Here is a 25134-nt window from a genome sequence, read left to right as displayed (position 1 = left end):
CCGCCGTGTTCAGGTTGGTCTCGAACTTCCAGGTCTGGCCGTTGGGGCGGTATTCGTTGACGTTGGGGCGCCCGTTCGCGAAGCGGTAGGGCTGCACGCTGTACCAGCGGGCGTCGCTCATGCCGATCCCCTGCTCCGCGGCGTAGGACTCGGCAACCTGCGGCCACATGATGCCGCCGGGCTGGGTGGGCTGGTCGCTGTCCAGGAAAGCGACGATGCGGACGCCATTCAGTTCGAAGTCTACGCGCTGTTTCACACCACCGCCGGTGGAATTGCCGGTGACGGGCGCGGCCGAATTCTGCGGCACTGTTACCTTTTCCATGACCTATAGCTCCGATTTGTCTGACAGCGTATAGGCAGTGGCGCACGGGAACCAGAGGCAAAATGCTCCCTCCGGCCCCACCGGCTTGCAAAAGCGGCGACCGGGTCCCGCACAAGGTGCCGAGGCGGCGATGCACACGGCTTTCGTCATAACCTGCGATCGAAGAATTACCGCGGGCGGGCCATCGTTGGGGATTCCCACGGACCGTGCGATGCGCTAGATTCGGTTTTGGTTTTGTTCGCAGCCACCATCCCTGGTCAGAATGGCCCGCCTCATCGACCGTCCCGCCGAACATCAGGACCGTTCCATCGCCCCCAGCCCGGCCGCTCCGCGGTGCGAGCATTGCGGGCGTCCGCACGGCCATACGTTGCGCTGCCTGCCGGACGGCCGCTGGCTGTCGCCCGACGGACTCTGGTTCAGCGACGCAGGCGACCCGGCCCCCTGGCCGGACGTGGTCGAGTATGCCGGGGTCCGGACCTCGCGCAGCATCGTCGGACAATACCGTCGCGCCGCGGCGATCGAACGGTCCGCCGAGAAGGCGATGGCCGAGAACGCGATGGAACGGCGATGGCTGTGCCGGCGTTGTCATATGGTCACCGCGCGCGACGAGCATCGGCGCGTCACCCGGACCCGGTCCCTGATGCGCCTCGCGCTCGGCGACCTGTTCGAGGGAACCTACACCATCTGAAGGGCTGCTCGGCCCTTCCGGGGAAAGAAAGCCAAACATTCCATGCAGAACGGACATTCGACGCGCCGCGGGGCCGAGCCGCGGCGTACGGTGGGGGACTCCGCTTCGCGCCCCGCGAGGCCGGTCGATCCCGTCGTGATGGCTCTGAACCTGCTGAACGGTCCCCGCACCCGGGCGGCGCTTCTGAAGGCCGTGGAGGAACGGGTGAAGACGGACGCGGAGGAACGCCGCCGCTTCGCCGCCGCCGCCGGACGGGTGCAGGGCGCCACGGGCGAGCAGGCGCTGACCCAGGCGGTCGGCAATTACCTGCGCGACCTGTCCCGCCTTCCCGAAGCCGGGCGCAGCGGGCCCTATCTGTGGCTGGCCGAGACGGTCGCCATCCTGGCCGGCGGCGGCCGTCCGGGACAACCGGCCAGCCTCTTCCGCGACCCGCGGGCCGAGGCGGAAGCGCTGTTCCGCCCACGCGGAGCGGCCTCGGCGTAACGGCGGCGCCGGCAAACGGGAGAAGCCCGGCGCCGGAGATCCTCCGATGCCGGGCAATTCCTCAACGGACCACGTGTGCGATCAGGCGATGGTGCCGTCGAACAGGGCCGGCTCGATGGCGTGCATCTTCGCCGTGTTCACTGCCCAGTCGTCGGTCATGATGCCGCCGGTGTCGCCCGAGCCGGGGCTCCAGGCCCAATAGGTGAAGCTGACGCCCTGATCGCCCGCCGCCAGGTCGGACTTGCCGTCGCCGTTGTAGTCGCCGTCCATGTACTTGACCATGGCGTCGAGCCATTGCTTGTCCTGGCTGGTCTCCAGCTTGGTGCCGAACTCGCCGACCAGAACCGGCGCGATGTCCTTCTGGACGATCCAGCCCCAGGCGTCCGTCCAGATGTCCTTCATGTTGTTCGGATAGCTGGGGTCGTTGAACCAGCCGAAGCCGGCCATTGACGGCGGGTAGTCGTGGACGGAATAGACCAGCTTGTTGTCGATGTTGAAGTCGACCGGGTCGGTCTTCACGCCGTCCAGGTTGCCGCCCCACCAGTAGGTGCCCTCGGACGAGTTCTCGACGCCCTCGACGATCAGCAGCCAGTTCGGGTTGACCGATTGGACGGCGTTGCCGATGCGCTCCGCCGCGGCCTTCCAGTCGGTGGCCTGGTTGCCGTCGCCCCAGGTGGCCTGGCCGTGCGGCTCGTTGTGCAGGTCGGCGGCGACGACCGACGGGTTGTCGGCGTAGCGCTGGGCCAGCATCTTCCAGTTTTCGATCATCTTCGATTCCGGATACTGGCTGGTGTACCAGAGCCCGTTCTCGTTGGCCGACGCGCCGTCGCCGGAGCGGTGATGGTCGAGGATGATCTTCATGCCGGTCTGATCGGCGTACTCGATGATCTTGTCGAACACCTCGAGGCTGGTCTTGCCCTGAAGCTCCGGATTCTTCGAATAGTCGATGCCCGTGGGCATGCGGCCGTTATCGAGCATGGCGTCCGACCAGGGCAGGCGGATGGTGTTGAACCCCTGGTCCTGCATCTGGTTCATGATGTTCTTGTAGCTGTCCTGCCACAAGCCCTGCGGGGCGAAGGCATAACCCTCCGCGCCGAACCAGTTGACGCCGGTCAGCTTCACGTTGTTGCCGGCGCTGTCGACGATCTGGCTGCCATCGGTGTGCAGGTAGCCGTTGCTTGACCCGGCGCCGCTGTCGGTGGAGGGGGTGGTCACCGGGGCGGTCGGCGTGGTCGGAGTCGTGCTCGGGCCCGTGGAGGGCGCGGAGGCGGACTCGGCGGTGAACAGGCCCTTGTCGGCCTCGACCACCAGCGTGCCGTTCCACCACAGGTCGGCCTGCCCCTTGATGACGTCCTTGCCGTCGAACGCGCCCTTGTCGTAGCTGACCGCGGAGTCGGTCGGGGCGTATTCGTGGCCGTTGATGGTCACGCTGCCGACATGCAGGTTGCGGTCCTGGCCATTCACCGTGGCGTCGTTGTCGTACTGGACCTGGATCTTGTGCGCCTGGTCGGCGGCCAGATCGGTCTTGAAGGAGAAGTCCTTCGACTCCGTGCCGGCCGTGCCCTCGCCGATCGTCTTGCCGTCCGCCAGCACCGTGAAGTGCGCGTTCTGGCCCGCCGCGGCGGCGCCGCGAGCGTTGATCGTGATGGTCGAGGAGCCGGTGGCGGCGGAGGCGTCGCTGCCGCCCGTGGCTACGCTGCCGGCCTCCGGCGCGGCGGGGGTGCTGCCGGAAGTGGCCGTGTCGGGCGTGGCACCGTAGAGCGACGCCGGGGTGGAGAAGCTCAGCGCACCGTTCCACCACAGGCCTTCCTGGCCGGCCATGGTCCCGCCGGCATCGTCGTGCCGCTCGTAGCTCGCGTCGGTCGGGCTCAGCATGTGGCCGTTGATGACGATGGACGTGATGCCCAGGTCGCGGTTCGACCCGGCGTTCACATCGTCGTTGTCATAAACAACCTGGACTTTATGTGCCTGGCCAGAGGAAACGTCAACGTCGAATGTATAGGCTTTCGGCTCGGCCGAGCCCACCGACGCCTGACCAACATCCTTGCCGTCGATCATCAGACGAAAGTGAGGATTCACAGCGTCTGAAGAGGTGCCATAGGCGTTTACGACGATTTTGGACTTGGTCAAACCAGTGGAGGTCGTCGCCATTTGTCTATTCCATTGCGGTTTCGATGGCCAGACCGTGACTTCAGTTGGTTAACGAGATACTAACAATTCCTTTAAAATGAATTAACTATTTGTGGCAAATAGGAGCGGCTGGCCGCAGGCATTGCCTGATGCGGCGGCGCAACAGCAGGCCAGCCCTGGGTTTGCCGGGGACGCGCCGGGAACACCGCCGCCGCCATCGCGCAGGACCGTTCGGCGCCCGTGCCCCAGTCTGGTCACAGGCGGGAGGCCAACCGGTTCACATCCGGGATGCCCCCATCGTCCCGGTATGGACAGCGTGGTGCGAGCCGGCGCGGAGTCCGCCCTTCCGAAGTGTCAACCCGTGGGCGAGGCCGCGCGTGCTACACTGTGCGCCACGACGGATGGTGGATGATGACGGGCATGAGGATGGTGGCGGTGCTTTGCACGGCGGCTTTGGCAACCACGCTTGCCGGCGCACCGGTTCAGGCGGCACAGGCTCCCGCCGTTGGGCAGAGCGTGTCGCTGGTGACCACCAACGGGTCGGCCACCTTCAAGCTGTGCCGCAACTGGGTGTTCACCCACACCTGCCGTGAGTACGGCAACGTGCCGGTGCCCGCTCGCATCGCGGCGGGCGATTCGTTTGAAATCACCTTCGGCAGCAACCCGAAGACGATGTGGTTCCGGGTCAAGGCCGTCCTGCTTCAGGACGGGCGCTGCCTGCTGATCCCCAAGCACGAGGACATGCCCGCCAAGGGCGAGGACGAGCCGGTGGACATGCTGATCGTGGATCCGTGCCGCGTCCTGCGGTGACGATCCTCCAGTGAAAGCCCTGCGGTGAAGGCGCGCCCGGTCGCGGGCCGCCTTCCGCAGGACGGCGGACTCAGCGCAGCGGGATGTTCATCTGGACGCTGAGGCCCGGGGCGGGCGCGTAATAGACCGGCGGAGGCGGCGGTGCGTAGACCACGCGCGGGGCCGGGGCGTAGTAGACCGGCGGCGGACGGCGCATCACCACGACCGGCGGGGGCGGCTCATAGATCACCACAGGGCCATGGCCGCGGTGGTGATGCTTGTGCTTATGCTTGCGCCAATGCTTGTGGTCATCGGCCATGGCCGGAGCGGCCAGCGCGACGGTCAGCACCAAGCTTCCCAGCGCCACCCCCCAACTACGCTTGCCGAAACCACCATTGCCTGAATGGCCCGCGCCTGAGTGGACGGACATTCCCTGCATCCTTTTTCTGCGATCGGTTGACCCGATCCTAACAGCAGATCGTGCGCCTAAGCTCTGGCTCCAACCATCCGCGCTGGGACAAATTTCGGGCACCCCTTATTCCCCGAAAGGGGTGCCCCCCGGCGGAAATGGCGGGTCGAAAACCGAACGAACGTCAGAGGTTGCCGCCATTCGATTTGGTGTTCGCAGGCGCCGAAACTGTGTCACACTGTCGCATGGTGAATGGCATCGGGAGCGTCCGTATGGAAAGCCGCCGCAACCAGCCGCAACGTCACATCGTTCTCGCCTCGCACCCGACCGGCGGCGCCAAGCCGCGCTACACCCCGGTCCACTGGGGCGCCCCCACCGCCGCGGAGCGCGGTCCGGTCGTCGCCTCCCTCTCCGACCCGGCGCAGCGCAACGCCATCGGCGCCCACGCCGGCAGCTACGCCGTCTACCGGGCGCTCGCCGTCGCGGCGGGGCAGCTCAGCGCCTATCACGTGCCGGACCTGACCAACACCGCCCCGGCGGAGCCCATCGGCCCGCACCCGCAATGGAGCGACCCGGAGAAGATCGTCTCCATCGACCCCTTCGGCCACATGGTCAGCGAGGCCTTCGGCGAGCATCTCGCGCGCGGCGTGGACGTGCGGCCGACCATCGCCGTGACCAAGGCCCGCATCAAGATGCCGGAGCTGGTGGATGCCATGCGGGCCGGGCGGCTGGCGGCGGACGGCCAGATCCTGCTGCCCAGCGGCGACGCCCGCGTGACCAAGGTCGCCATCGAACCGGTGTGGTTCCTCCCCGGCATCGCCAAGCGCTTCGGCATCACCGAAAGCGCTCTGCGCCGCGGCCTGTTCGAGCACACCGGCAGCATGTTCCCGGAGCTGGTGACCCGCCCCGACCTGAAGGTCTTCCTGCCGCCGATCAACGGGCTGACCATCTACATCCTGGGCGACGTGGCGGCGCTGACCGACCCGGCGCGCAAGGTCGCCTGCCGGGTCCATGACGAGTGCAACGGCTCGGACGTCTTCGGCTCCGACATCTGCACCTGCCGGCCCTACCTGACCCACGGCGTCGAGGAGTGCATCCGTACCGCGCAGGAGAACGGCGCCGGACTGGTCATCTACAACCGCAAGGAAGGGCGCGCGCTGGGCGAGGTGACCAAGTTCCTGGTCTACAACGCGCGCAAGCGCCAGCCCGGCGGCGACCGGGCGGAGGCCTATTTCGAGCGGACGGAGTGTGTGGCCGGCGTCCAGGACATGCGCTTCCAGGAGCTGATGCCCGACGTCTTCCACTGGCTGGGCGTCACCCGCATCGACCGCATGGTGTCGATGAGCAACATGAAGTCCGACGCCATCCGCCGCGCCGGGATCGAGATCGTCGAGCAGATCCCGATCCCCGAGGAGCTGATCCCCGACGACGCCAAGGTGGAGATGGACGCCAAGAAGGCCGCCGGCTACTTCACCCCCGCCGTGCCGACCGCGGAGGAGTTGACCGTCGCCAAGGGCCGGGGGCTGACCGATTGAGCGCCGTCAGTGACGATGATGTGGGGTGGCTGCTCTCCGCCGACGCGGTGCGCCAGCGCGCCCACGCGATCCTGGCAAAGGCCGAGTGCGGCGACCTCGCCCATTTCGCGTTTCGCCCAGAGCGGATGGAAGAGGCGGCCGCCTTGGTCGCCGCGGTGACGCGGGAGTCCTATCCGGACCTCGACGTTCCCTACCACAGCCGCTGGCGGCATCTCGTGGTGGCAGGCGAGGACCGCTGGGCAACGCTTGCCGCCGGGCTGACGGTGGACGCCGACGAGATCGCGCGCATCCGCTTCGACCTCGCGGTGACCAGCGTTCTGCTCGACGCAGGGGCGGGCGACCGTTGGCGCTACCGCGACGCCGCGGGGGTGGAGCTGGCCCGCTCCGAAGGGTTGGCCATCGCCAGCTTCGACCTGTTCCGCTCCGGCGGCTTTGCCGACGATCCAGTCCACGCCCCTCTGCGCGCCGACGCGGCGGCCCTGTCCGCCATGACCGAGACGGCGCTCGCCCGTGGCTTCCAAGCCGGGCCGGACAACCCGCTGGTCGGATTGGAGGGGCGCGCCGCCCTGCTGCGCCGTCTGGGAAGCGCGCTGACCGCCGCGCCTGACCTGTTCGGCACGCCGGGGCGGGTCGGCACCCTCTACGACGCGCTGAAGGCGCAGGACGTGGACGGGACACTTCCCGCCTCCGCCATCCTCGACGCGGTGCTGCGCGGGCTGGGGCCGATCTGGCCGGGCCGGATCGAGCGCGGTGGTGTCAATCTGGGCGACAGCTGGACCCATTCGGCGGTCGGCATCGTCCCCTTCCACAAGCTGTCGCAATGGCTCAGCTACTCTCTGGTCGAGCCGCTGGAGGGAGCGGGCATCGCCGTCACCGGCCTGGACCGGCTGACCGGCCTGCCGGAATACCGCAACGGCGGGCTTCTGGTGGACAGCGGCGTTCTGGTGCCGAAGGACCCACGCCTCCTCACCGACGCGCTGGAGGTGGGGGACGAGGCGGTGGTGGAGTGGCGCGCCCTGACCGTGGCCCTGCTCGACCGTCTCGCCGACGACGTGCGCGCCCGGCTGGGCGTGCCCGCGGAGAGCTTCCCGCTCGCCAAGGTTCTCCAGGGCGGGACCTGGACCGCCGGACGCCGGATCGCCCGCGAACGCCGCCCCGGCGGCGGCCCGCCGATCCGCATCCGCAGCGACGGAACCGTCTTCTGATGTGACGCCAACCACCCGCAGGGTCTCCCATGCCCATTCCGACACTCACCGTCATCGACCACCCTCTGGTCCAGCACAAGCTGACCCTTCTGCGGCGGCGGGAGACCCCCACCGCCCGGTTCCACGAGGTGATGCGGGAGGTGTCGCAGCTGATGGGCTATGAGCTGACGCGCGACCTTCCCCTGGAGGACCGCCCGGTGGAGACGCCGCTGGCAACCTTCGACGCGCCGCTGCTGACCGGCAAGAAACTGTGCCTCGTCTCCATCCTGCGGGCCGGGCAAGGGCTGCTCGACGGCATGCGCACGCTGCTGCCGTCGGCCCGCATCGGGCACATCGGCCTCTACCGCGACCAGGAGACGCTGACCCCCGTCGAGTATTTCTTCAAGGTGCCGGAGGACATCGAAGAACGGCTGGTCATCCTGGTCGATCCCATGCTCGCCACCGGCCACACGGCCGTCGCAGCGGTGCACCGGCTGAAGGACGCGGGTGCGGCCTCGATCAAGCTGGCCGTCCTGGTGGCCGCCCCGGAGGGCCTGCGCACCTTCCACGACGCGCACCCCGACGTGCCGGTCTTCACCGCCGCGGTGGACGAGCGGCTGGACGAGAACGGCTACATCCTGCCCGGCCTGGGCGACGCGGGCGACCGGCTTTACGGCACCCGCTGAGAATCGTTGCCGCCCTTTTGGTCACATGCCACCCTGCCGACCCGTGAGAGCCGCAGCAGGGCTGACGCGCACGGAATGGCATTGCCGTTGCAACGCCTCTGCTGCATTTCTGAGCTGAAACAGCAAAGCAGACGGAGGGGGTTTTCATGGGGAATGTGATTAGGGGGAACGTATTCGGCGTGGCGCGGCGCGCCGTCCTGTGCGGTGCGGCGGCCGCCGCCATCGCGGCGATGGCTCTGCCCGCCTGGGCCCAGTCGAAGGTCAAGGTCGCCGGCATCTACACGGTGCCGATCGAGCAGCAGTGGGTCAGCCGCATCCACACCGCCCTGAAGGCCGCCGAGGCCCGCGGCGAGATCGAGTATGTCTGGGCCGAGTCGGTCGCCAACACCGACTATGAGCGCGTGATGCGCCAGTACGCCGAAGGCGGCCAGCAGCTCGTCTTCGGCGAGGTCTTCGGCGTCGAGCGCGCGGCCCGCGCGGTCGCGAAGGACTATCCCAAGACCGCCTTCGTCATGGGCTCCAGCTTCAAGCCGCAGGAGCCGAACTTCTCGGTCTTCGACAACTACATCCAGGAGCCGGCCTATCTGACCGGCATGATCGCGGGTGCGGTGTCCAAGTCGAACGTCATCGGCATGGTCGGCGGCTACCCGATCCCGGAGGTGAACCGCCTGATGAACGCCTTCATGGAGGGCGCCAAGGAGGTGAACCCGAACGTGAAGTTCATGGTCAGCTTCATCGGCTCCTGGTTCGACCCGCCGAAGGCCAAGGAGGCCGCCTTCGCGATGATCGACCGCGGCGCCGACGTGATGTACGCCGAGCGCTTCGGCGTGTCCGACGCCGCCAAGGAGCGCAAGGTCCTGGCCATCGGCAACGTCATCAACACCCAGCCGCAGTATCCGGAGACCGTGGTCGCCAGCGCGCTCTGGCACATGGAGCCGTCGGTCGACCGCGCCATCGCCGCGGTGAAGGCCGGCAGCTACAAGGCCGAGGATTACGGCCCCTACAGCCAGATGGTCCACAAGGGCTCCAGCCTCGCCCCGCTCGGCACCTTCGAGGGCAAGGTTCCCGCCGATGTGGTGGCCAAGGTGAAGGCCCGCGAGCAGGAGATCCTCGACGGCAAGTTCACCGTGAAGGTGAACGACAACGAGCCCAAGTCGACGATGTGACTTCCTAACTCCTTCTCCCCTCCGGGGAGGGAGGCCATCGAACCCTCTCCCCTCCGGGGAGAGGGTGGCCCGAAGGGCCGGTGAGGGGGTTGCGCTTTTGCCGGACGTGCCGAGATGCGCAACCCCCTCACCCTAACCCTCTCCCCGGAGGGGAGAGGGAATATGTTTCTTGCCTTCCGGCACCCCGCGGACATCCATGACATCACCCCCCATCGTCCTCCGCCTCTCCGGCATCACGAAGCGGTTCGGGCCGCTCGTCGCCAACGATTCGATCTCGCTGACGCTCCACAAGGGCGAGGTGCTGGCCCTGCTGGGCGAGAACGGCGCCGGCAAGACGACCCTGATGAACATCCTGTTCGGCCATTACGTGGCCGACGAGGGCAGCATCGAGGCGTTCGGCCAGCCGCTTCCCCCCGGCTCCCCCCGAGCGGCGCTGGCCGCCGGGATCGGCATGGTCCACCAGCATTTCACGCTCGCCGACAACCTGTCGGTGCTCGACAACATCGCCGTGGGCACGGAGTCGCTGTGGCGCCCGCGCTCCGACCGCGCCGCCGCCAAGGCCAAGCTGCTTGACCTCGCCCGCCGCTTCGGGCTGGAGGTGCGGCCCGACGCGCTGGTCGGCGATCTGTCGGTGGGCGAGCGGCAGCGGGCCGAGATCCTGAAGGCGCTCTACCGCGACGCCCGCGTCCTGATCCTGGACGAGCCGACCGCGGTGCTGACCCCGCAGGAATCGGCCAGCTTGTTCGACACGCTGCGCCGTCTGACCGCCGACGGTCTGGCCGTGGTCTTCATCAGCCACAAGATGAACGAGGTCTTCGCGGCCAGCGACACCGTCGCCGTGCTGCGCGGCGGGCGCCTCGTCGCCACCCGCAGGACCGCCGAGACCGACCGCGAGGAGCTGGCCGAGCTGATGGTCGGGCGCGCCCTGAAGCCGCCCACCCCGACCCCGCTGGAGCCGGGCGAACCGGTGCTGACTCTGTCCGGCGTCACCGTCGCCTCCGGCCACGGGCGCCCGCTGCTCGACGCGGTGGACCTGACCGTGCACCGCCGCCAGATCGTCGGCATCGCCGGCGTGTCGGGCAACGGGCAGACCGCGCTGGCCGAGCTGGTCAGCGGCCTGATCCACCCCGACTCCGGCACCATGGCGCTGAAGGGCGAGGCCATTGGCAATGCCGACCCGGCGGAGATGGTCCGGCGCGGCGTCGCCCGCATCCCGGAGGACCGCCACGCCGCGGGCCTCGTCGGCGCCATGGCGGTCTGGGAGAACCTGATCGCCGAGCGCTACCACGACCCCGCCTTCCAGCGCTTCGGCCTGATCCGCCGGAGTGCCGCCCGCGCCTACGCCGAGGAGGTGATCGAAGCGTTCGACGTGCGCTGCCCGGGGCCGGACGCCCGCACGCAGCTGCTGTCCGGCGGCAATATGCAGAAGCTGATCCTGGGCCGCACGCTGGCCCACGGTCCCGACCTGATCCTGGCGAGCCAGCCGACCCGCGGCCTCGACGTGGGCGCGGTGTCATACGTCCATGGGCGGCTGCTGGAGGCCCGCGCCGCCGGGGCCGGGGTGCTGGTGATCTCCGAGGATCTGGACGAGATCCTGGCGCTGGCCGACGGCATCACCGTCGCCTATCACGGGCGCCTCACCCCCGTTCTGCCGCACGGCCGCGTGTCGGTCCGCCAGCTCGGCCTGCTGATGGCCGGGCATTGGGAGATTTTGCCGGAGATCGTCGATGCGGCTTGAACCGCGAGAGCATACCCCGCTGGCCGCCCGCCTGCTGGCGCCCGTGGCGGCGGTGGTGGCGGCGCTGGCGCTCTGCGCGCTGCTGGTCGCCTGGACCGGCGCGCCGGTGCTGCGCGCCTACGGCCTGCTGCTGGAGGGGGCCGCCGGCTCCCGCTTCGCCCTGACCGAGACGCTGACCCGCGCCACGCCGCTGATCCTCACCGGCCTCGCCGCCGCCGTGGCCTTCCGCGCCAAGCTGTGGAACATCGGCGCGGAGGGGCAGCTCTACATGGGCGCGCTCGCCGCCGTCGTGCTGGGCGGCGGGATGCTGGACCTACCGGCTTGGCTGCTGCTGCCGACCGTGATGATCGCCGGGGCCGCCGCCGGGGGCGCCACGCTGCTCGGTCCCGCCGTGCTGAAGGTGCGCTTCGGCGTGGACGAGGTGGTGACGACGCTGCTGCTGAACTTCATCGTCCTGCTGCTCGTCTCCATGCTTTTGGAAGGCGCACTGAAGGACCCCATGGGCATGGGCTGGCCGCAGTCCGCCCCCGTCGTCGAAGCCGCCGAGCTGCCCAAGCTGGTCGAGCGCACGCGGCTGCACACCGGCCTGCTGGTCGCGTTGGGCCTGTCGGCGCTGCTCTGGCTGATCGACACCCGGACCATCTGGGGCTACGAGAACCGGGCGGTCGGCGCCAACCCGCGCGCCGCGGCCTTCGCCGGCATGCCGGTGACCCGCGTCATGCTGCGCACCGCCCTGCTGTCCGGCGGGCTGGCCGGGCTGGCCGGGGTGATCGAGGTCTGCGGGCTCAAGGGCTACCTGACGCTCGACCTGTCACCGGGCTTCGGCTACAGCGGCATCGTCGTCGCCATGCTGGCGCAGCTTCACCCGGTGGGCGTGGTCGGGGCGGCGGTCTTCATCGCCGGCATCTTCGTCGGCGCCGACGCCATGAGCCGCGCCATGCCGGTGCCCAACTACATCGCCGACGTGCTCGTCGCCACCAGCCTGCTCTGCATGCTGGTCGCCGGGCTGCTGACGCGCTACCGGCTGCGGCGGGGGTGAGCGCCATGGAGCTGTTCCAAACGATCCTCGACATCCTGGTCTCCGCCGCCTTCTGGACGGCGGTGCTGCGCATCGCCACCCCCTACATCCTGGGCACGCTGGGCGAGTTGCTGTGCGAGCGGGCGGGCGTGCTGAACCTCGGCATCGAGGGCATCATGACGATGGGCGCCATGGCCGGCTGGATGGCCGTCTACCAGGGCGCCGACTTGTGGACCGGCGTGCTGGTGGCGGCGCTGTGCGGCGGGCTGATGGGGCTGCTGCACGCCACCCTGACGGTGCCGCTGGGCCTGTCGCAGCATGTGGCGGGCATCGGCGTCACCCTGCTCGGCACCAGCCTGTCCTACTTCGTCTACCGCCTCGTCCTGCCGCAGGCGAGCACCCCGCCGACGATCGAGCCGTTCCAGCCGCTGGCCCTGCCCGGCGCGCTGGCCCAGACGCCGATGACCTACATGGCGCTGATCCTCGTCGCCGTGGTCGCCTACGTCCTCTACCGCACGCCGGTCGGGCTGGCGGTGCGCATGGTCGGCGAGAATCCGGCAGCGGCGGAGGCCCAGGGACTCAGCGTCACCGCGGTGCGCATCGGCGCGGTGGTGGCGGGAAGCGCGCTGATGGCGCTGGCCGGGGCCTTCCTCACCCTGTCGGCCTTCAACGCCTTCTTCTTCAACATGGTCAACGGGCGCGGCTGGATCTGCATCGCGCTGGTCGTCTTCGCCTCCTGGCGGCCCGGCAAGGCGCTTCTGGGCGCGGTGCTGTTCGCCGCCTTCGACGCGCTGCAATTGCGGCTTCAGCAGGTGGCGGGGGGCGTCCTGCCCTACCAGCTGTTCCTGATGATGCCCTACCTGTTGAGCATCCTGGCGCTGGTGCTGGTGGCGCGCCGCGCCTCCTACCCGCGGGCGCTGATGATCCCGTACCGCAAAGGAGAACGCTGATGTTCGATCTGATCCTGCGCCGCGCCACGCTGCCCGACGGCCGCACCGGCATGGACATCGGCGTCCGCGAGGGCCGCATCGCCGCGGTGGAAAAGGACCTGCCCGGCCCCGCCGGGGAGGAGATCGACGCCACCGGCCGGCTGGTCACGCCGCCCTTCGTCGATTCGCACTTCCACATGGACTCCACGCTCAGTTACGGCCTGCCGCGGGTCAACCGCTCCGGCACGCTGCTGGAGGGCATCGCGCTGTGGGGCGAGCTGAAGCCGCAGCTCGTCCAGGACGCCATCGTCGAGCGGGCGCTGGCCTATTGCGACTGGGCGGTGGCGCGCGGTCTGCTGGCGATCCGCAGCCATGTGGACATCTGCGACCCGCGCCTGCTGGCCGTGGAATCGCTGCTGGAGGTCAAGCGGCGGGTCGCCCCCTACCTCGACCTGCAGCTGGTCGCCTTCCCGCAGGACGGCGTGCTGCGCGCCCCCGGCGCGGTGGACCTTTTGAAGCGCGCACTCGACATGGGCGTGGACGTGGTCGGCGGCATCCCGCATTTCGAGCGGACGATGGCCGACGGCGCCGCCTCCGTGAAGCTGCTCTGCGAGATCGCGGCGGAGCGCGGGCTGCTGGTCGACATGCATTGCGACGAGTCGGACGACCCGCTGTCCCGCCATGTCGAGACGCTGGCCTACGAGACGCAGCGGCTGGGGATGCAGGGCCGGGTGACCGGCTCGCACCTCACCTCCATGCATTCCATGGACAACTACTACGTTTCCAAGCTGATCCCGCTGATGGTCGAGGCGAACCTCGGCGTCATCGCCAACCCGCTCATCAACATCACGCTCCAGGGCCGCCACGACAGCTACCCCAAGCGCCGCGGCATGACCCGCGTGCCGGAGCTGATGGGCGCCGGCCTGACGGTGGCGCTGGGCCACGACTGCGTGATGGACCCCTGGTACCCGCTCGGTTCCGGCGACATGCTGGAGGTCGCGCACATGGGCCTGCATGTCGGGCAGATGACCGGCTATGACGGGATGCTCGCCTGCTTCCGCGCGGTGACCGAGGCGCCCGCCAAGCTGCTGCACCTCGATGGCTACGGGCTGGAGGTCGGCTGCCACGCCGATCTGGTGGTGCTCCAGGCCGCCGACCCGGTGGAGGCGATCCGCACCCGCGCCACCCGCCTGTTCGTCCTGCGCCGCGGCGCCGTGGTCAGCCGCTGCGCCCCGGTGGAGGCCCAGCTTTCCCTGCCGGGCCGCCCGGAGTCGGTGTCCTTCACCCTGCCCACGGCGCGGGCGAGGTAACGTCCCGCAATCCTTCCCTCTCTCACCCAGGGAGAGGGAAGAATCCGCGTATCACGCCTTGTGGACCCCGGCGATGAAGCGGTCGATTTCGCGGGCCAGCTCCTTGGACTGACCGGCCACCCCGGCGGCGGCGGCGAGGAGCTGGTCGGCGGCGGTGCCCGTGTCGCCCGCCCCGGCCCGGATCTCGCCCATGCCGCCGCTGACCTCGCGGGCGCCGTCGGCGGCCTGCAGGACGCTTCGGGCGATGTCGCGGGTGGCGGCGGACTGCTGGTCCACCGCCGCCGCGATGCCGGACGCGATGCGGCTGACCTGGGCGATGGTCTGGCTGATGCTCTGCACCGCCTCCACCGCCTCGCCCGTCGCGTCGCGGATGCCCTTGATCTGGCCGACGATGTCCTCGGTCGCGCGGGCGGTCTGGTTGGCCAGGCTCTTGACCTCTCCGGCGACCACCGCAAAGCCCTTTCCGGCCTCGCCCGCACGGGCCGCCTCAATGGTGGCGTTGAGCGCCAGCAGGTTGGTCTGGCCGGCGATGTCGTTGATCAGGCCGACGACGGCGCCGATCCGCTCCGCGCTGTCGGCCAGCACGACGACGGCCGAGTCGGCGCGCTTCACATCCGCCACCGCCGCCTCGGCGATGCGGGCGGATTCGCCCACCTGCTGCCCGATCTCCTCCACCGAGGCCGACAGCTCCTCGGTCGCGGCGGCGGCGGTCTGCACGTTGTCCGCGGCGGAATGGGCGGACAGCGTCATCCGCTCCGACCGGCCGTGGGTCTGCTCGGCGATACCGGTAAGGGCGCGGGCGGTGGATTCGAGCTGCTGCGCCGCCGAGGCCAGCGCCCCGGTCAGGCCGCCCGCCCGCTCCTCGAACCCGCGCTGCAGGTCGAGCAGGGTGGCGGTCCGCGCCTCCCTGGCCCGCCATTCCGCCTCCTGCTGGCGGCCCAGGTCGCGGGCCTGCACCAGCCCCTGCTTGAACACCCCGACCGCGCGGGCCATGGCGCCCGCCTCGTCCTTGCGGTCGGCGCCGGGAATGGCGGCGTCCAGATCGCCGGCGGCCAGCCGGTCCATGGCGACGGTCAGCCCGGCGATCGGCCGGGCGATGCCGTCGCCCACCCGCCACGCCACCAGACCGCCGAGCAGGATGCAGCCCACCCCGACCAGGACGGTCAGCAGGGTCAGCCGGTTGGCGTCGGCCATCACGCTGGCCTGCGGCGCCGCGACCAGGAACGACCACGCCCCGTCGGCGCCGGTGAAGCGCACCGGCGACAGGCGCAGGTAATGGGGGGCGCCGCCGAGCGTGACGACGCCGTCGTAGGCCCGGCCCTCGGCGATGGCGCGGCGCGCGTCCTCCGGCAGGTCGTCGGCGGGCTGCGACAGGCGGCCGGCGTCGGGATGGGCCACATAGACCCCGGCACCGGTGAGCACCGCCGCGTGGCCGTCGCCGTAAGGCTTCACCCGGCGGACCAGATCGGTCAGGCCGCTCAGCGTCAGATCGACGCCGGCGACGCCGATCACCCGATCGCCGTCCTTCACCGGTGCGGCGGCGCTGGTCATCAGCGCCTTGGTCAGATCGTCCAGATAGGGTTCGGTCAGCACCGGCTTCCCGGCCGCGGCGGCGGCCCGGTAATATTCCTTCTCCTCGACGTCGGAGAAGGGATAGCCCTCGCTGTCGTCGGCCTTGGGGCCGGGCAGCCACAGCAGGCTCATCCGCCCGGTGCCGGGCAGGCCGAGAATCTCGCCGGCGCGGTCCAGCCCGGCGACGTCGCGGTCGCGCCCGTCGAACCCGTCGTCGGCCATGTCCACCCACACCCCGGCGTAGAGCGGGCCGACCGCCATCAGGCGGTTGAGGTAGCGGTTGACCGTCTCGCGGCGCGGGGCGCCGGTGGAGCGCTCCACCTCCACCAGGGCGGCGGCGGAACGGGCATCGGCCAGGGCGGCGGAGATGTCGGCGGCCACCCGCGCGCCGTGATGGTCGGCGGTTTCGGCCACCAGGGTCGTCACCGCCCGCTCCGCGGCGTCGCGGGACAGGAGCAGGGACACGGAGGTGACCGCCGCCGCTCCCACGGCCAGGACAGCGGTCATGCCGATGATGATCTTGGTTCTGAAACGCCCCGTCATGCCCCTACCCTGTTCGAGCCGCCGCCCCGGATCAGAGGCGGTCGGCCATCTTGGCACACCGAAAACCGAACGGCCATATCTGCCGGTCACAGATCATCCGCCGGTTCAACGGTGGCGAGTGCGCGCATCGGGCGGCCTCCTTTCTCAGTCTCCGGCATTTGCCGCGAAAGGTCCGGAGCGCGATTAGTTCGCCTAACGCACAAAAGGGCTTGCCAGGCATTTCGCATCTGGTATACGGTATCTCACATCCCATCGCACTTCGGAAACGGAGTGCAAAACCAACGGTGCGGGCGTGTTTTGAAGAAAACATGACGGCGCCGGAAGGTTTCGGGTCCGGTGTCGGAGCGAATGCTTTCATGAGCGCAACAGTCGATTTCACACAGCTTGTCATGGCCGCCGGGGACGCGATCGTCGTGTCCGACGCGCAGGGCGCCATCACTGTGTGGAATCCGGCGGCCGAGCGGATGTTCGGCTTCGCGGAGAGCGAAGCGCTGGGGCAATCGCTCGACATCATCATCCCGGAACGCCAGCGCCAGCGCCATTGGGACGGCTACGCCAACACCATGCGCACGGGCCAGACGCGCTACGGCAGCGACGTGCTGCGCGTCCCGGCCCTGCACAAGGACGGGCACGCCCTGTCCATCGCCTTCACGGTCGCCCTGCTGACCGCGCCGGACGGCACGGTGACCGGAATCGTCGCCATCATCCGCGACGAGAGCAGCCGCTGGGCCGAGGAGCGCAAGCTCCGCCGACGCCTGTCGGAGTTGGAGTCCGCAAGTCAGTAACCCACAACCCATCCCGCCAGTTTGTCCGTGTTGTCCAGTGCTCAACAACGGCATCGCAATAAGTGAGAGGGAGTAAACGAGCCATGAGCAAGCCGCTCGAAGGAATCAAGATCATCGACTTCACCCACGTTCAGGCCGGCCCCGCCTGCACGCAGCTCCTCGCCTGGTACGGCGCGGACGTCATCAAGGTGGAGCGGCCGGGTTCCGGCGACGTCACCCGCAACCAGCTCCGTGACATTCCCGAAGCGGACGCGCTCTACTTCACGATGCTGAACAGCAACAAGCGCTCGCTGACGCTGGACACCAAGACCCCGGCGGGCAAGGAAATCCTTGAGAAGCTGATCAAGGAATCCGACGTCCTCGTGGAGAACTTCGGGCCGGGCGCGCTCGACCGCATGGGCTTCACCTGGGAGCGCATCAACGAGCTGAACGCGGGCATGATCGTCGCCTCGGTGAAGGGCTTCAGCGACGGCCATCATTACGAAGACCTGAAGGTCTATGAGAACGTCGCCCAGTGCGCCGGCGGTGCGGCTTCGACCACCGGTTTCTGGGATGGCCCGCCGACCGTCAGCGCCGCCGCTCTCGGCGACAGCAACACCGGCATGCACCTCGCCATCGGCATCCTGACCGCCCTCATGGGCCGTTCGAAGACCGGCAAGGGCCAGAAGGTCGCCGTGTCGATGCAGGACTCGGTCATCAACCTCTGCCGCGTCAAGCTGCGCGACCAGCAGCGCCTCGACCGCGTCGGCTACCTGGAAGAGTATCCGCAGTACCCGCACGGCGAGTTCTCCGACGTGGTTCCGCGTGGCGGCAACGCCGGCGGTGGCGGCCAGCCGGGCTGGGTCCTGAAGTGCAAGGGCGCCGAGACCGACCCGAACGCCTACATCTACTTCACCATCCAGGGCCATGCCTGGGCGCCGATCTGCAAGGCTCTCGGCAAGCCGGAGTGGATCGACGATCCGGCCTACAACACCGCCCAGGCGCGTCAGGACAAGATCTTCGACATCTTCGCCTTCATCGAGGGCTGGCTGGCCGACAAGACGAAGTACGAGGCGGTCGACATCCTGCGCAAGTTCGACATCCCGTGCGCTCCGGTGCTGACCATGAAGGAAATCGCCGAGTGCCCGTCGCTCCGCAAGAGCGGCACGATCGTCGAGGTCGACCACAAGGCCCGCGGCAAGTACCTGACCGTCGGCAGCCCGATCAAGTTCTCGGATATGACCGTCGAAGTGACCGGGTCGCCGCTGCTCGGCGAGCACTCCGACGAGGTTCTGGCCAGCCTCGGCTACAGCAAGGAACAGATCGCAGAGCTGCACGCCAACAAGGTTGTCTGATCGCTTCCCGACAGTCTGACGGCACACCTCGCGAAGACGGCGCTCCGAAAGGGGCGCCGTCCTTTCTTTGTGCGGGTTCTGGATTTTTGCCGGGCAATAGGGGCTTCACGGATTGCACGGATTCAGACACGGATGACACGGATTGTTCCTTGACGTGTCCAGCCATCGCTGACCGGGAAGCGCGCGCCGCGCACGAGTAGGTGTAGCGGCCCGAGATCATCTCGGATATGGTTGTATCATGCAACCATGTTGAGCCCTGAAGTGACCGCACAGTCTGCCACCATCGAACAGATCCGCTCGGCCTCCCGTCGACTTGTCCGCGAACTCGGGTTCATGGGGGGCGCTTTCGCCAGTACGGAGCTGCCCCCATCGGCGGTCCACGCCTTGATCGAAATCGATGCCTGTCCAGGCATCACGGCGCGTCGGCTCGGAGATGTCCTCCGTCTGGAAAAATCCAGCATCAGCCGCATGCTCCAGAAGCTCGTCCGGTCAGGAGACGTGCTGGAGCAGGCGGATATGGACGACAGCCGCAGCAAGAGGCTGACCCTGAGCGCAGCGGGGCGGCAGCGCGTGGCCGCGATCCACACCTTCGCCACCAAGCAGGTGTCAGAGGCGTTGGAGCGCCTGGATCCCGGGGAGGGGCAAGTGGTTGCCACAGGACTGCGGCTCTATGCCGACGCCCTGGCCTCCCGCGTCGATCACAGCGCGCGCCCGGAGATCAGGATCGTCTGCGGATATCGGCAGGGCATCGTCGCGCGGATCACCCAGATGCACGTACGCTATTATGCAAGGACCGCCCACTTCGGGCAGCGGTTCGAGTCGGTTGTGGCCGCCGGACTGGCCGCCTTCTGTGATCGCCTTGAGAGCCCACGAAACGCGATATGGTCGGCCATCCGGGAAGAGAACATAGTCGGCTCCATCGCGATCGACGGGGAGGATATGGGAGAGGGCATCGCACATCTGCGCTGGTTCATCATCGATGACGGCGTGCGCGGTGGCGGGGTTGGGCGTCGGTTGCTGTCGGAGGCTCTTGCCTTCGTGGATGCACAGGGTTTCACGGAAACCCATCTGTGGACCTTCAGCGGTCTCTCGGCCGCCCGTCATCTTTACGAGGCGCACGGCTTCACTTGCGTCGAGGAGCACCTCGGCTCGCAGTGGGGAGGAGAGGTTCTGGAGCAGCGCTTCGTCAGGCTACGGCCCCCTGCGACAAACCCTCGGCCCTGATTGGGGCCGAGTTCCGCCGCCCCATAAACGTAGCGACCCGAGATCATCGACAATTCCAAGAGCGGATTGGCGATGAGACGGCAGGAAAGCTCATGAGGATAGGGGCATGCCTGACGGAGATTTCCTGACCGGGTTCCCTGCCCGTCGAAATCCCGGCTCGCTGTCCCGTCCGGGAATCGCCCTTCAAGGCAAGAATACGTTCGTTTTTCTGCCTGCAGGATTCTGTCTCACGGTGCGAGGCCCGCCCCCAATGATCTCGGGTCGCGACAAATAGGATAATCCGGGAAATCCGTGTCTGAATCCGTGCAATCCGTGAAGAACCGATTGCCGGCGAGAATCCCGAACCTTACCGCAGCCACTCCCTCACTTCGCGGATGCGCTGGTTGCCCTCCGGCGTGCGGGCGTAGGCCTTGCCGTACTGGGTCTCGTATTCGCGCACGAAGCCCTGGCGCAGCAGCCCGTCCAGCACCGGGCGGACGATGGCCGGCTTCAGGTTCGCGGCCTTGGTGATCGTCAGGAACGAGGCCGGCAGAGCCGTCACCTCCGGCCCCGGCGTGGCGCGCAGGGTGTTGAGCGAAGTCCAATCGACGGAGGTTGGTGAAATCATCGGCTACCCTCGATGCGGCGCGCTGTTGACTCTCTCTCGGTACAACCTCAACTTCACTTGAGGTCAAGAGGTTCCGAACCCCAGGGGAGGCCCGGCGATGGCGATTCTCGATCCCGCCGACATGGACAAGGACCTTTCCGTGGGCGAGGTCGCGGAACGCTCCGGTGTGGCAGTGTCCACCATCCACTTCTACGAATCAAAGGGGCTGATCGCGAGCTGGCGGAGCAGCGGCAACCAGCGCCGCTTTCCCCGCGACGTGCTCCGGCGCATCGCCGTCATCAAGGTCGCCCAGCGCCTGGGCGTTCCGCTGGCCACCATCGCGCAGGCGCTGAAGACCCTGCCGGACGGCCGCACGCCCACCGCAGAGGACTGGAAACGCTTGTCCGCGGCCTGGAAAGCGGACTTGGACGAGCGCATCGCCGTGCTCACCAGGCTGCGCGACGGGCTGGAGGACTGCATCGGCTGCGGCTGCCTGTCGCTCGGCGAATGCCCGTTGCGCAACCCCTGGGACGAGCTGTCGGAGGACGGTCCCGGCCCGCGCCTGCTCGATCCGCGGTGACCTCCGCGCTGTTTTGCCGCACCGCAGCATAACCTCCCCGTCCGGCGCCGCCTCGGCAATAAAAAGGCCGTGCTGTTTCCAGCACGGCCAGTATCCGAGAGGCTCGCATATAATGCGGAGCAACAACCCGCCCGATACAAAGGGTGATGAACCCTGTGTAAGAAGAATGATGCCCGAGTCTTCGCCAGGACGCAACAAGGAATCTTAAGTTTCCACATTGCGGAAACAAAGTGTTTTGCCAAAAAAAGACCGCGCCGTTGCGGGCGCGGTCAGTTTCTTCAGGGCAGCACTACGTGACAGGAAGGAAAACCGGGGTAACAGCCGCCTCGACCCAATCCGAAGGATTTGCGGATCGGGGCGGATCGCGCCTCCCGGCCGGCGCGAATTCGAATTCCCTAGGGGCTAAGCCAGAGCCTCAGGTCGGAAAGCGCCCGCCGATCTCGGCGGTCACCGCCGCGGCGGTGCGCTTGACCATCTCACCGAAGGCCACGACGCGGGCGTCGTCCAGGCGCCGGTTGGTGCTCGACAGCGACAAGGCACCGATGACGCGGGCCTGCTCGTCGTAGATCGCCGCGGCGACGCAGTGCAGGCCGCTGACCCGCTCCTCCTGATCCACGGCGTAGCCGCGATCGCGCGTCAGGATCAGCTCCCGGTGCAGCGCCGGGATCGACGACACGGTGGTCCGGGTGAACTGGCGCATGCCGCGCTGGGTCACGATGCTCTGCACCCGCGTGTCGGGCATGCCGGCGAGCAGCGCCTTGCCCACGGCGGAACAGTGCAGCAGCGTCCGGTCGGTGACGGGCAGCGCCGCCTGGGCGACGCGCGGGCCGCCGACGCGGTGCAGATAGATGGCTTCGCCGTTTTCCTCGATGGCCAGATTGACGACCTCGCTGGTCTCCTCCATCAGCCGGCGCATGCGCGGACGGGCGACGTCGAGCAGGCTGCGCGTCTTCAGGAAGCCGGTGCCGGTCATGTAGGCCTGCACCCCGACCGCCCAGCCGCGCTTGCCCTGGTCGAAGCGGACGTAACGCTCCTCCTGCAGAGTGGTCAGCAGACGGTGCGCCGTGGAGGGCGAGAGATGCGCCGCTTCGGCCACCGCGGTCAGGCTCATCGGGCTGTCCGACTGGCCGAGGATGGTCATGATGCTCAGTGCCCGCGACAGCGACTGAACGAGATTGCCCTTCGCCGCACGGTCCACCGTCTCCGCGCGGCCTTCGGCCCGCGGGGCCGGGGGTGCCATCATCAGCGCTTGCGTCTTCATCGTCCCATCCCTCTCGAAATCGTCCGGCGCTGTTGCATCGCGCCGTTGTCGTCCTCGGGTGTGGCGGCCCCCGGTTCTCCCTCGCGGGGAACGGGGGCCGCCGGTTGGCTATGCCGCCGGCTCGATGCGGGCCGCGGCGAACTTGAACTCGGGAATCTTCCCGTAGGGGTCCAGCTTCGGGTTGGTCAGCACGTTGGCCGCCGCCTCGGCGTAGCAGAAGGGCACGAACACCAGCCCGGACGGGACATTGTAGTCCGACCGCGCCTTCAGCTCGATGGTGCCGCGCCGGGTGGTGACCTTCATGCGGTCGCCGCCCTTGGCGCCCATCCGCCGCAGGTCCGCCGGGCTCATGTAGGCCACCGCCTCCGGCTCCAGATCGTCGAGAACCTGGGCGCGCCGGGTCATCGACCCGGTGTGCCAATGCTCCAGCTGGCGCCCGGTGGTCAGGACCATCGGGAACTCGGCGTCCGGCTCCTCGGCCGGCGGGATCACATCGGCGGGGACCAGACGCCCGCGGCCGGTGGCCGTGGGGAAGCCGTCGCCGAACACGATCTCCTGGCCGGGATCGTCCGCGGACAGGCTGGGGTAGGTCACCGAGCGCTCGCGCTCCAGCCGCTCCCAGGTGATGTTGTCGAGCGACGGCATCGCCCCCTTCATCTCCCGGAACACGTCGCGCGGATGCTCGTAGGTCCAGTCCAGACCCAGGCCGCGGGCCATGGCGTTGACGATCCACAGATCCTGCCGGGCCTCGCCCGGAGGCGGCAGGGCTTGGCGGCCGAGTTGGACCTGGCGGTTGGTGTTGGTCACCGTGCCGGTCTTTTCCGGCCAGGCCGAGGCGGGCAGAACCACGTCGGCGTATTTGGCCGTCTCGGTCAGGAACAGGTCCTGCACCACCAGATGGTCGAGCTTGGCGAGCGCGTCGCGGGCGTGCTCCACGTCCGGGTCGGACATGGCCGGGTTCTCGCCCATCACGTACATGCCGTTCAGCGAGCCGGCGTGGATCGCGTCCATGATCTCGACGACGGTCAGGCCGCGCTTGGAGTCCAGCTTGGTGTCCCAGAAATCCTCGTAGAAGGCGTGGACCTCGGGATCGTCCACCGGGCGGTAGTCCGGGAACATCATCGGGATCAGGCCGGCGTCGGAGGCGCCCTGGACGTTGTTCTGGCCGCGCAGCGGGTGCAGGCCGGTGCCGGGGCGCCCGATCTGGCCGGTGACCAGCGACAGGGCGATCAGGCAGCGCACGTTGTCGGTGCCGTGGGTGTGCTGCGACACGCCCATGCCCCAGAAGATAATCGAGCCCTTGGAGGTGGCGTAGAGGCGCGCGACCTCGCGGAGCTGTTCCGCCGGGATGCCGCAGACCGGCTCCATGGCCTCCGGGGTGAAGCTGGCGATGTGGGCGCGCAGCTCCTCGAAGTCCTGGGTGTGCTCCGCCACATACCGCTCGTCGTACAGCCCCTCGCTGATGATGACGTTCAGCATGGCGTTCAGCATGGGAACGTCACGGCCCGGCTTGAACTGCAGCATGTGGCTGGCGTGGCGCTTCAGCACTTGGCCGCGCGGGTCCATGATGACCAGCTTGGCGCCGCGCTTGGCCGCGTTCTTGAAGAAGGTCGCGGCGACCGGGTGGTTCTCCGTCGGGTTGGAACCGATGACGACGATCACCTCGGCGTCTTTGGCCGCCATGAAGGGAGCCGTCACCGCGCCCGACCCGATGCCCTCGATCAGCGCCGCCACCGAGGAGGCGTGGCACAGGCGGGTGCAATGGTCGACGTTGTTGGTGCCGAAGCCGACGCGCACCAGCTTCTGGAACAGATAGGCTTCCTCGTTGGAGCCCTTGGCCGAGCCGAAGCCGGCGAGCGCCGAGCCGCCCCGCTCGTCGCGGATCTTGCGCAGGCCGGCGGTGGCGACTTCCAGGGCCTCCTCCCAGCTCGCCTCGCGGAAGTGGGTCAGCGGGTTGAGCGGGTCGATGTCCACGTCGTGCTTGGACACGCCCTCCTTGCGGATCAGCGGCTTGGTCAGGCGGTGCGGGTGGTGGATGTAGTCGAAGCCGAACCGGCCCTTCACGCACAGCCGGTTCTTGTTGGCCGGGCCGTCGCCGCCCGTCACCGACAGCAGCTTCTCGTCCTTGATGTTGTAGGTCAGCTGGCAGCCGACGCCGCAATAGGGGCAGACGCTGTCCACCTTGCGGTCCGGGGCGGCGGCGAAGACGCCGCTGTTCAGGTCCACCTGGGTCTTCGGCATCAGCGCGCCGGTCGGGCAGGCCTGGACGCACTCGCCGCAGGCGACGCAGGTGCTGTCGCCCATCGGGTCGGCGAAGTCGAAGACGATCGTCTCCTTGTGGCCGCGCAGCGCCATGCCGATGACGTCGTTGACCTGGACCTCGCGGCAGGCGCGGACGCACAGGTTGCACTGGATGCAGGCGTCGAGCTGCACCGCCATGGCCGGATGGCTGAAGTCGGGCTTCGGCGCGCATTCCCGGCTGGGGAAGCGGCTGTCCGAGACCTCCAGGCGGTCGGCCCAGCGCCAGAACTTGCTGTCCGGGTCGTGGGCCTCCTCCCGCTTCGGCTGGTCGGCGACCAGCATCTCGATGACCATCTTGCGGGCGAACTTGGCGTTCTCGCTGGCCGAGCGGACGCGCATGCCCGGCGTCGGGTGGCGCACGCAGGAGGCCGACATGGCACGCTCGCCGTCGATCTCGACCATGCAGGCCCGGCAGTTGCCGTCCGCGCGGTAGCCCGGCTCATCGGCGTAGCAGAGATGCGGGATCTCGGTGCCCAGGCGGTTGGCGACCTGCCAGATCGTCTCGCCGGCGTGGGCTTCGACGAGTTCGTCGTCGAGGTGGAACAGGATGCGGTCGCTCAT

22 protein-coding genes (1 of these 22 cut by a window edge) are annotated in these 25134 nt (G+C 68.5%); 15 read left to right on the top strand and 7 right to left on the bottom strand.

All coding sequences use genetic code 11. The features are described 5' to 3' along the window. Positions 1-322, bottom strand: partial view of a hypothetical protein gene (locus AMK58_RS26715; protein ID WP_035673391.1) — the 5' portion only. The gene continues 56 nt to the left of window position 1, outside the view; 322 of the gene's 378 nt are visible here — the first part of the coding sequence; its start codon is at positions 320-322; its stop codon lies off the left edge, out of view. A 262-nt stretch (positions 323-584) separates the two neighbouring features. On the opposite strand from AMK58_RS26715, the gene AMK58_RS26710 reads away from it, so the two are divergent. Then, entirely contained in the window at positions 585-1010 is a 426-nt protein-coding gene (locus tag AMK58_RS26710; protein WP_051140214.1) for a hypothetical protein, read from the top strand. 138 nt (positions 1011-1148) lie between these two features. Further along, positions 1149-1493 (top strand): hypothetical protein, encoded by a 345-nt coding sequence (locus AMK58_RS26705; RefSeq protein ID WP_236778356.1) that lies wholly within the window; start codon positions 1149-1151, stop codon positions 1491-1493. An 81-nt stretch (positions 1494-1574) separates the two neighbouring features. Here AMK58_RS26705 and AMK58_RS26700 read toward each other — a convergent pair whose 3' ends face one another. After that, complete coding sequence (locus AMK58_RS26700) at positions 1575-3644, bottom strand: cellulase family glycosylhydrolase (protein WP_035673388.1); 2070 nt, start codon at positions 3642-3644, stop codon at positions 1575-1577. Positions 3645-4031: 387 nt separating this feature from the next. Between AMK58_RS26700 and AMK58_RS26695 the strand changes: the two genes are divergently transcribed. Continuing rightward, a complete protein-coding gene (locus tag AMK58_RS26695) occupies positions 4032-4433 on the top strand; it encodes a hypothetical protein (protein WP_035673386.1) in 402 nt (133 codons plus the stop codon). 70 nt (positions 4434-4503) lie between these two features. Here the strand turns inward: AMK58_RS26695 and AMK58_RS26690 are convergent, their stop codons facing one another. Further along, positions 4504-4842, bottom strand: a complete 339-nt coding sequence (locus tag AMK58_RS26690; RefSeq protein ID WP_079285403.1) for a hypothetical protein — start codon at positions 4840-4842, stop codon at positions 4504-4506. A 251-nt stretch (positions 4843-5093) separates the two neighbouring features. Between AMK58_RS26690 and AMK58_RS26685 the strand changes: the two genes are divergently transcribed. From AMK58_RS26685 to AMK58_RS26650, 8 genes are all read left to right on the top strand, one after another. Further along, a complete protein-coding gene (locus AMK58_RS26685; protein WP_035673382.1) occupies positions 5094-6356 on the top strand; it encodes a GTP cyclohydrolase II in 1263 nt (420 codons plus the stop codon). Further along, positions 6353-7561 (top strand): URC4/urg3 family protein, encoded by a 1209-nt coding sequence (locus AMK58_RS26680; RefSeq protein WP_035673379.1) that lies wholly within the window; start codon positions 6353-6355, stop codon positions 7559-7561. The genes AMK58_RS26685 and AMK58_RS26680 overlap by 4 nt, the downstream gene beginning before the upstream one ends. A gap of 29 nt (positions 7562-7590) precedes the next feature. After that, positions 7591-8226, top strand: coding sequence for a uracil phosphoribosyltransferase (gene upp / locus AMK58_RS26675; RefSeq protein ID WP_035673377.1), 636 nt, complete (start codon positions 7591-7593; stop codon positions 8224-8226). Between the two features lie 230 nt (positions 8227-8456). Beyond that, positions 8457-9392: a BMP family protein gene (locus tag AMK58_RS26670; RefSeq protein ID WP_372712406.1), complete on the top strand. Its 936-nt coding sequence runs from the start codon at positions 8457-8459 to the stop codon at positions 9390-9392. A gap of 196 nt (positions 9393-9588) precedes the next feature. Continuing rightward, on the top strand, positions 9589-11130 hold the full coding sequence (locus AMK58_RS26665; RefSeq protein WP_035673373.1) for an ABC transporter ATP-binding protein: 1542 nt from the start codon (positions 9589-9591) through the stop codon (positions 11128-11130). Beyond that, positions 11120-12169: an ABC transporter permease gene (locus AMK58_RS26660; protein ID WP_014200097.1), complete on the top strand. Its 1050-nt coding sequence runs from the start codon at positions 11120-11122 to the stop codon at positions 12167-12169. Before AMK58_RS26665 ends, AMK58_RS26660 begins: the two co-directional genes overlap by 11 nt. Positions 12170-12174: 5 nt before the next feature. Then, a complete protein-coding gene (locus AMK58_RS26655) occupies positions 12175-13098 on the top strand; it encodes an ABC transporter permease (RefSeq protein ID WP_035673431.1) in 924 nt (307 codons plus the stop codon). After that, positions 13098-14387 carry an amidohydrolase family protein gene (locus AMK58_RS26650; protein WP_035673371.1) on the top strand — a complete coding sequence of 430 codons (1290 nt, stop codon included), beginning with the start codon at positions 13098-13100 and terminating at the stop codon, positions 14385-14387. Before AMK58_RS26655 ends, AMK58_RS26650 begins: the two co-directional genes overlap by 1 nt. Before the next feature lie 51 nt (positions 14388-14438). Here the strand turns inward: AMK58_RS26650 and AMK58_RS26645 are convergent, their stop codons facing one another. Beyond that, a complete protein-coding gene (locus AMK58_RS26645) occupies positions 14439-16502 on the bottom strand; it encodes a methyl-accepting chemotaxis protein (protein ID WP_059399669.1) in 2064 nt (687 codons plus the stop codon). A 356-nt stretch (positions 16503-16858) separates the two neighbouring features. Here AMK58_RS26645 and AMK58_RS26640 point away from each other — a divergent pair, with 356 nt between their 5' ends. The 3 genes from AMK58_RS26640 (at position 16859) to AMK58_RS26630 (ending at position 19845) form a co-directional block, all read left to right on the top strand. Beyond that, complete coding sequence (locus tag AMK58_RS26640; protein WP_035673429.1) at positions 16859-17287, top strand: PAS domain-containing protein; 429 nt, start codon at positions 16859-16861, stop codon at positions 17285-17287. A gap of 83 nt (positions 17288-17370) precedes the next feature. Continuing rightward, complete coding sequence (frc, locus tag AMK58_RS26635) at positions 17371-18621, top strand: formyl-CoA transferase (RefSeq protein ID WP_035673364.1); 1251 nt, start codon at positions 17371-17373, stop codon at positions 18619-18621. Positions 18622-18954: 333 nt separating this feature from the next. Continuing rightward, entirely contained in the window at positions 18955-19845 is an 891-nt protein-coding gene (locus tag AMK58_RS26630) for a helix-turn-helix domain-containing GNAT family N-acetyltransferase (protein ID WP_104675503.1), read from the top strand. Positions 19846-20191: 346 nt separating this feature from the next. Here the strand turns inward: AMK58_RS26630 and AMK58_RS26625 are convergent, their stop codons facing one another. Beyond that, complete coding sequence (locus AMK58_RS26625; RefSeq protein WP_014200106.1) at positions 20192-20452, bottom strand: hypothetical protein; 261 nt, start codon at positions 20450-20452, stop codon at positions 20192-20194. 97 nt (positions 20453-20549) lie between these two features. Between AMK58_RS26625 and soxR the strand changes: the two genes are divergently transcribed. Next, positions 20550-21011: a redox-sensitive transcriptional activator SoxR gene (gene soxR, locus AMK58_RS26620; RefSeq protein ID WP_035673355.1), complete on the top strand. Its 462-nt coding sequence runs from the start codon at positions 20550-20552 to the stop codon at positions 21009-21011. Between the two features lie 415 nt (positions 21012-21426). Here soxR and AMK58_RS26615 read toward each other — a convergent pair whose 3' ends face one another. Further along, positions 21427-22272: an IclR family transcriptional regulator gene (locus AMK58_RS26615; protein ID WP_051140212.1), complete on the bottom strand. Its 846-nt coding sequence runs from the start codon at positions 22270-22272 to the stop codon at positions 21427-21429. Positions 22273-22380: 108 nt separating this feature from the next. Continuing rightward, positions 22381-25134 carry a formate dehydrogenase subunit alpha gene (gene fdhF / locus AMK58_RS26610; RefSeq protein WP_035673352.1) on the bottom strand — a complete coding sequence of 918 codons (2754 nt, stop codon included), beginning with the start codon at positions 25132-25134 and terminating at the stop codon, positions 22381-22383.

The organism is Azospirillum brasilense, assembly GCF_001315015.1.
GTDB lineage: Bacteria > Pseudomonadota > Alphaproteobacteria > Azospirillales > Azospirillaceae > Azospirillum > Azospirillum brasilense.
The sequence above is the reverse complement of the archived record's forward strand: the minus strand, read 5'-3'. Positions and strand labels throughout refer to the sequence as shown.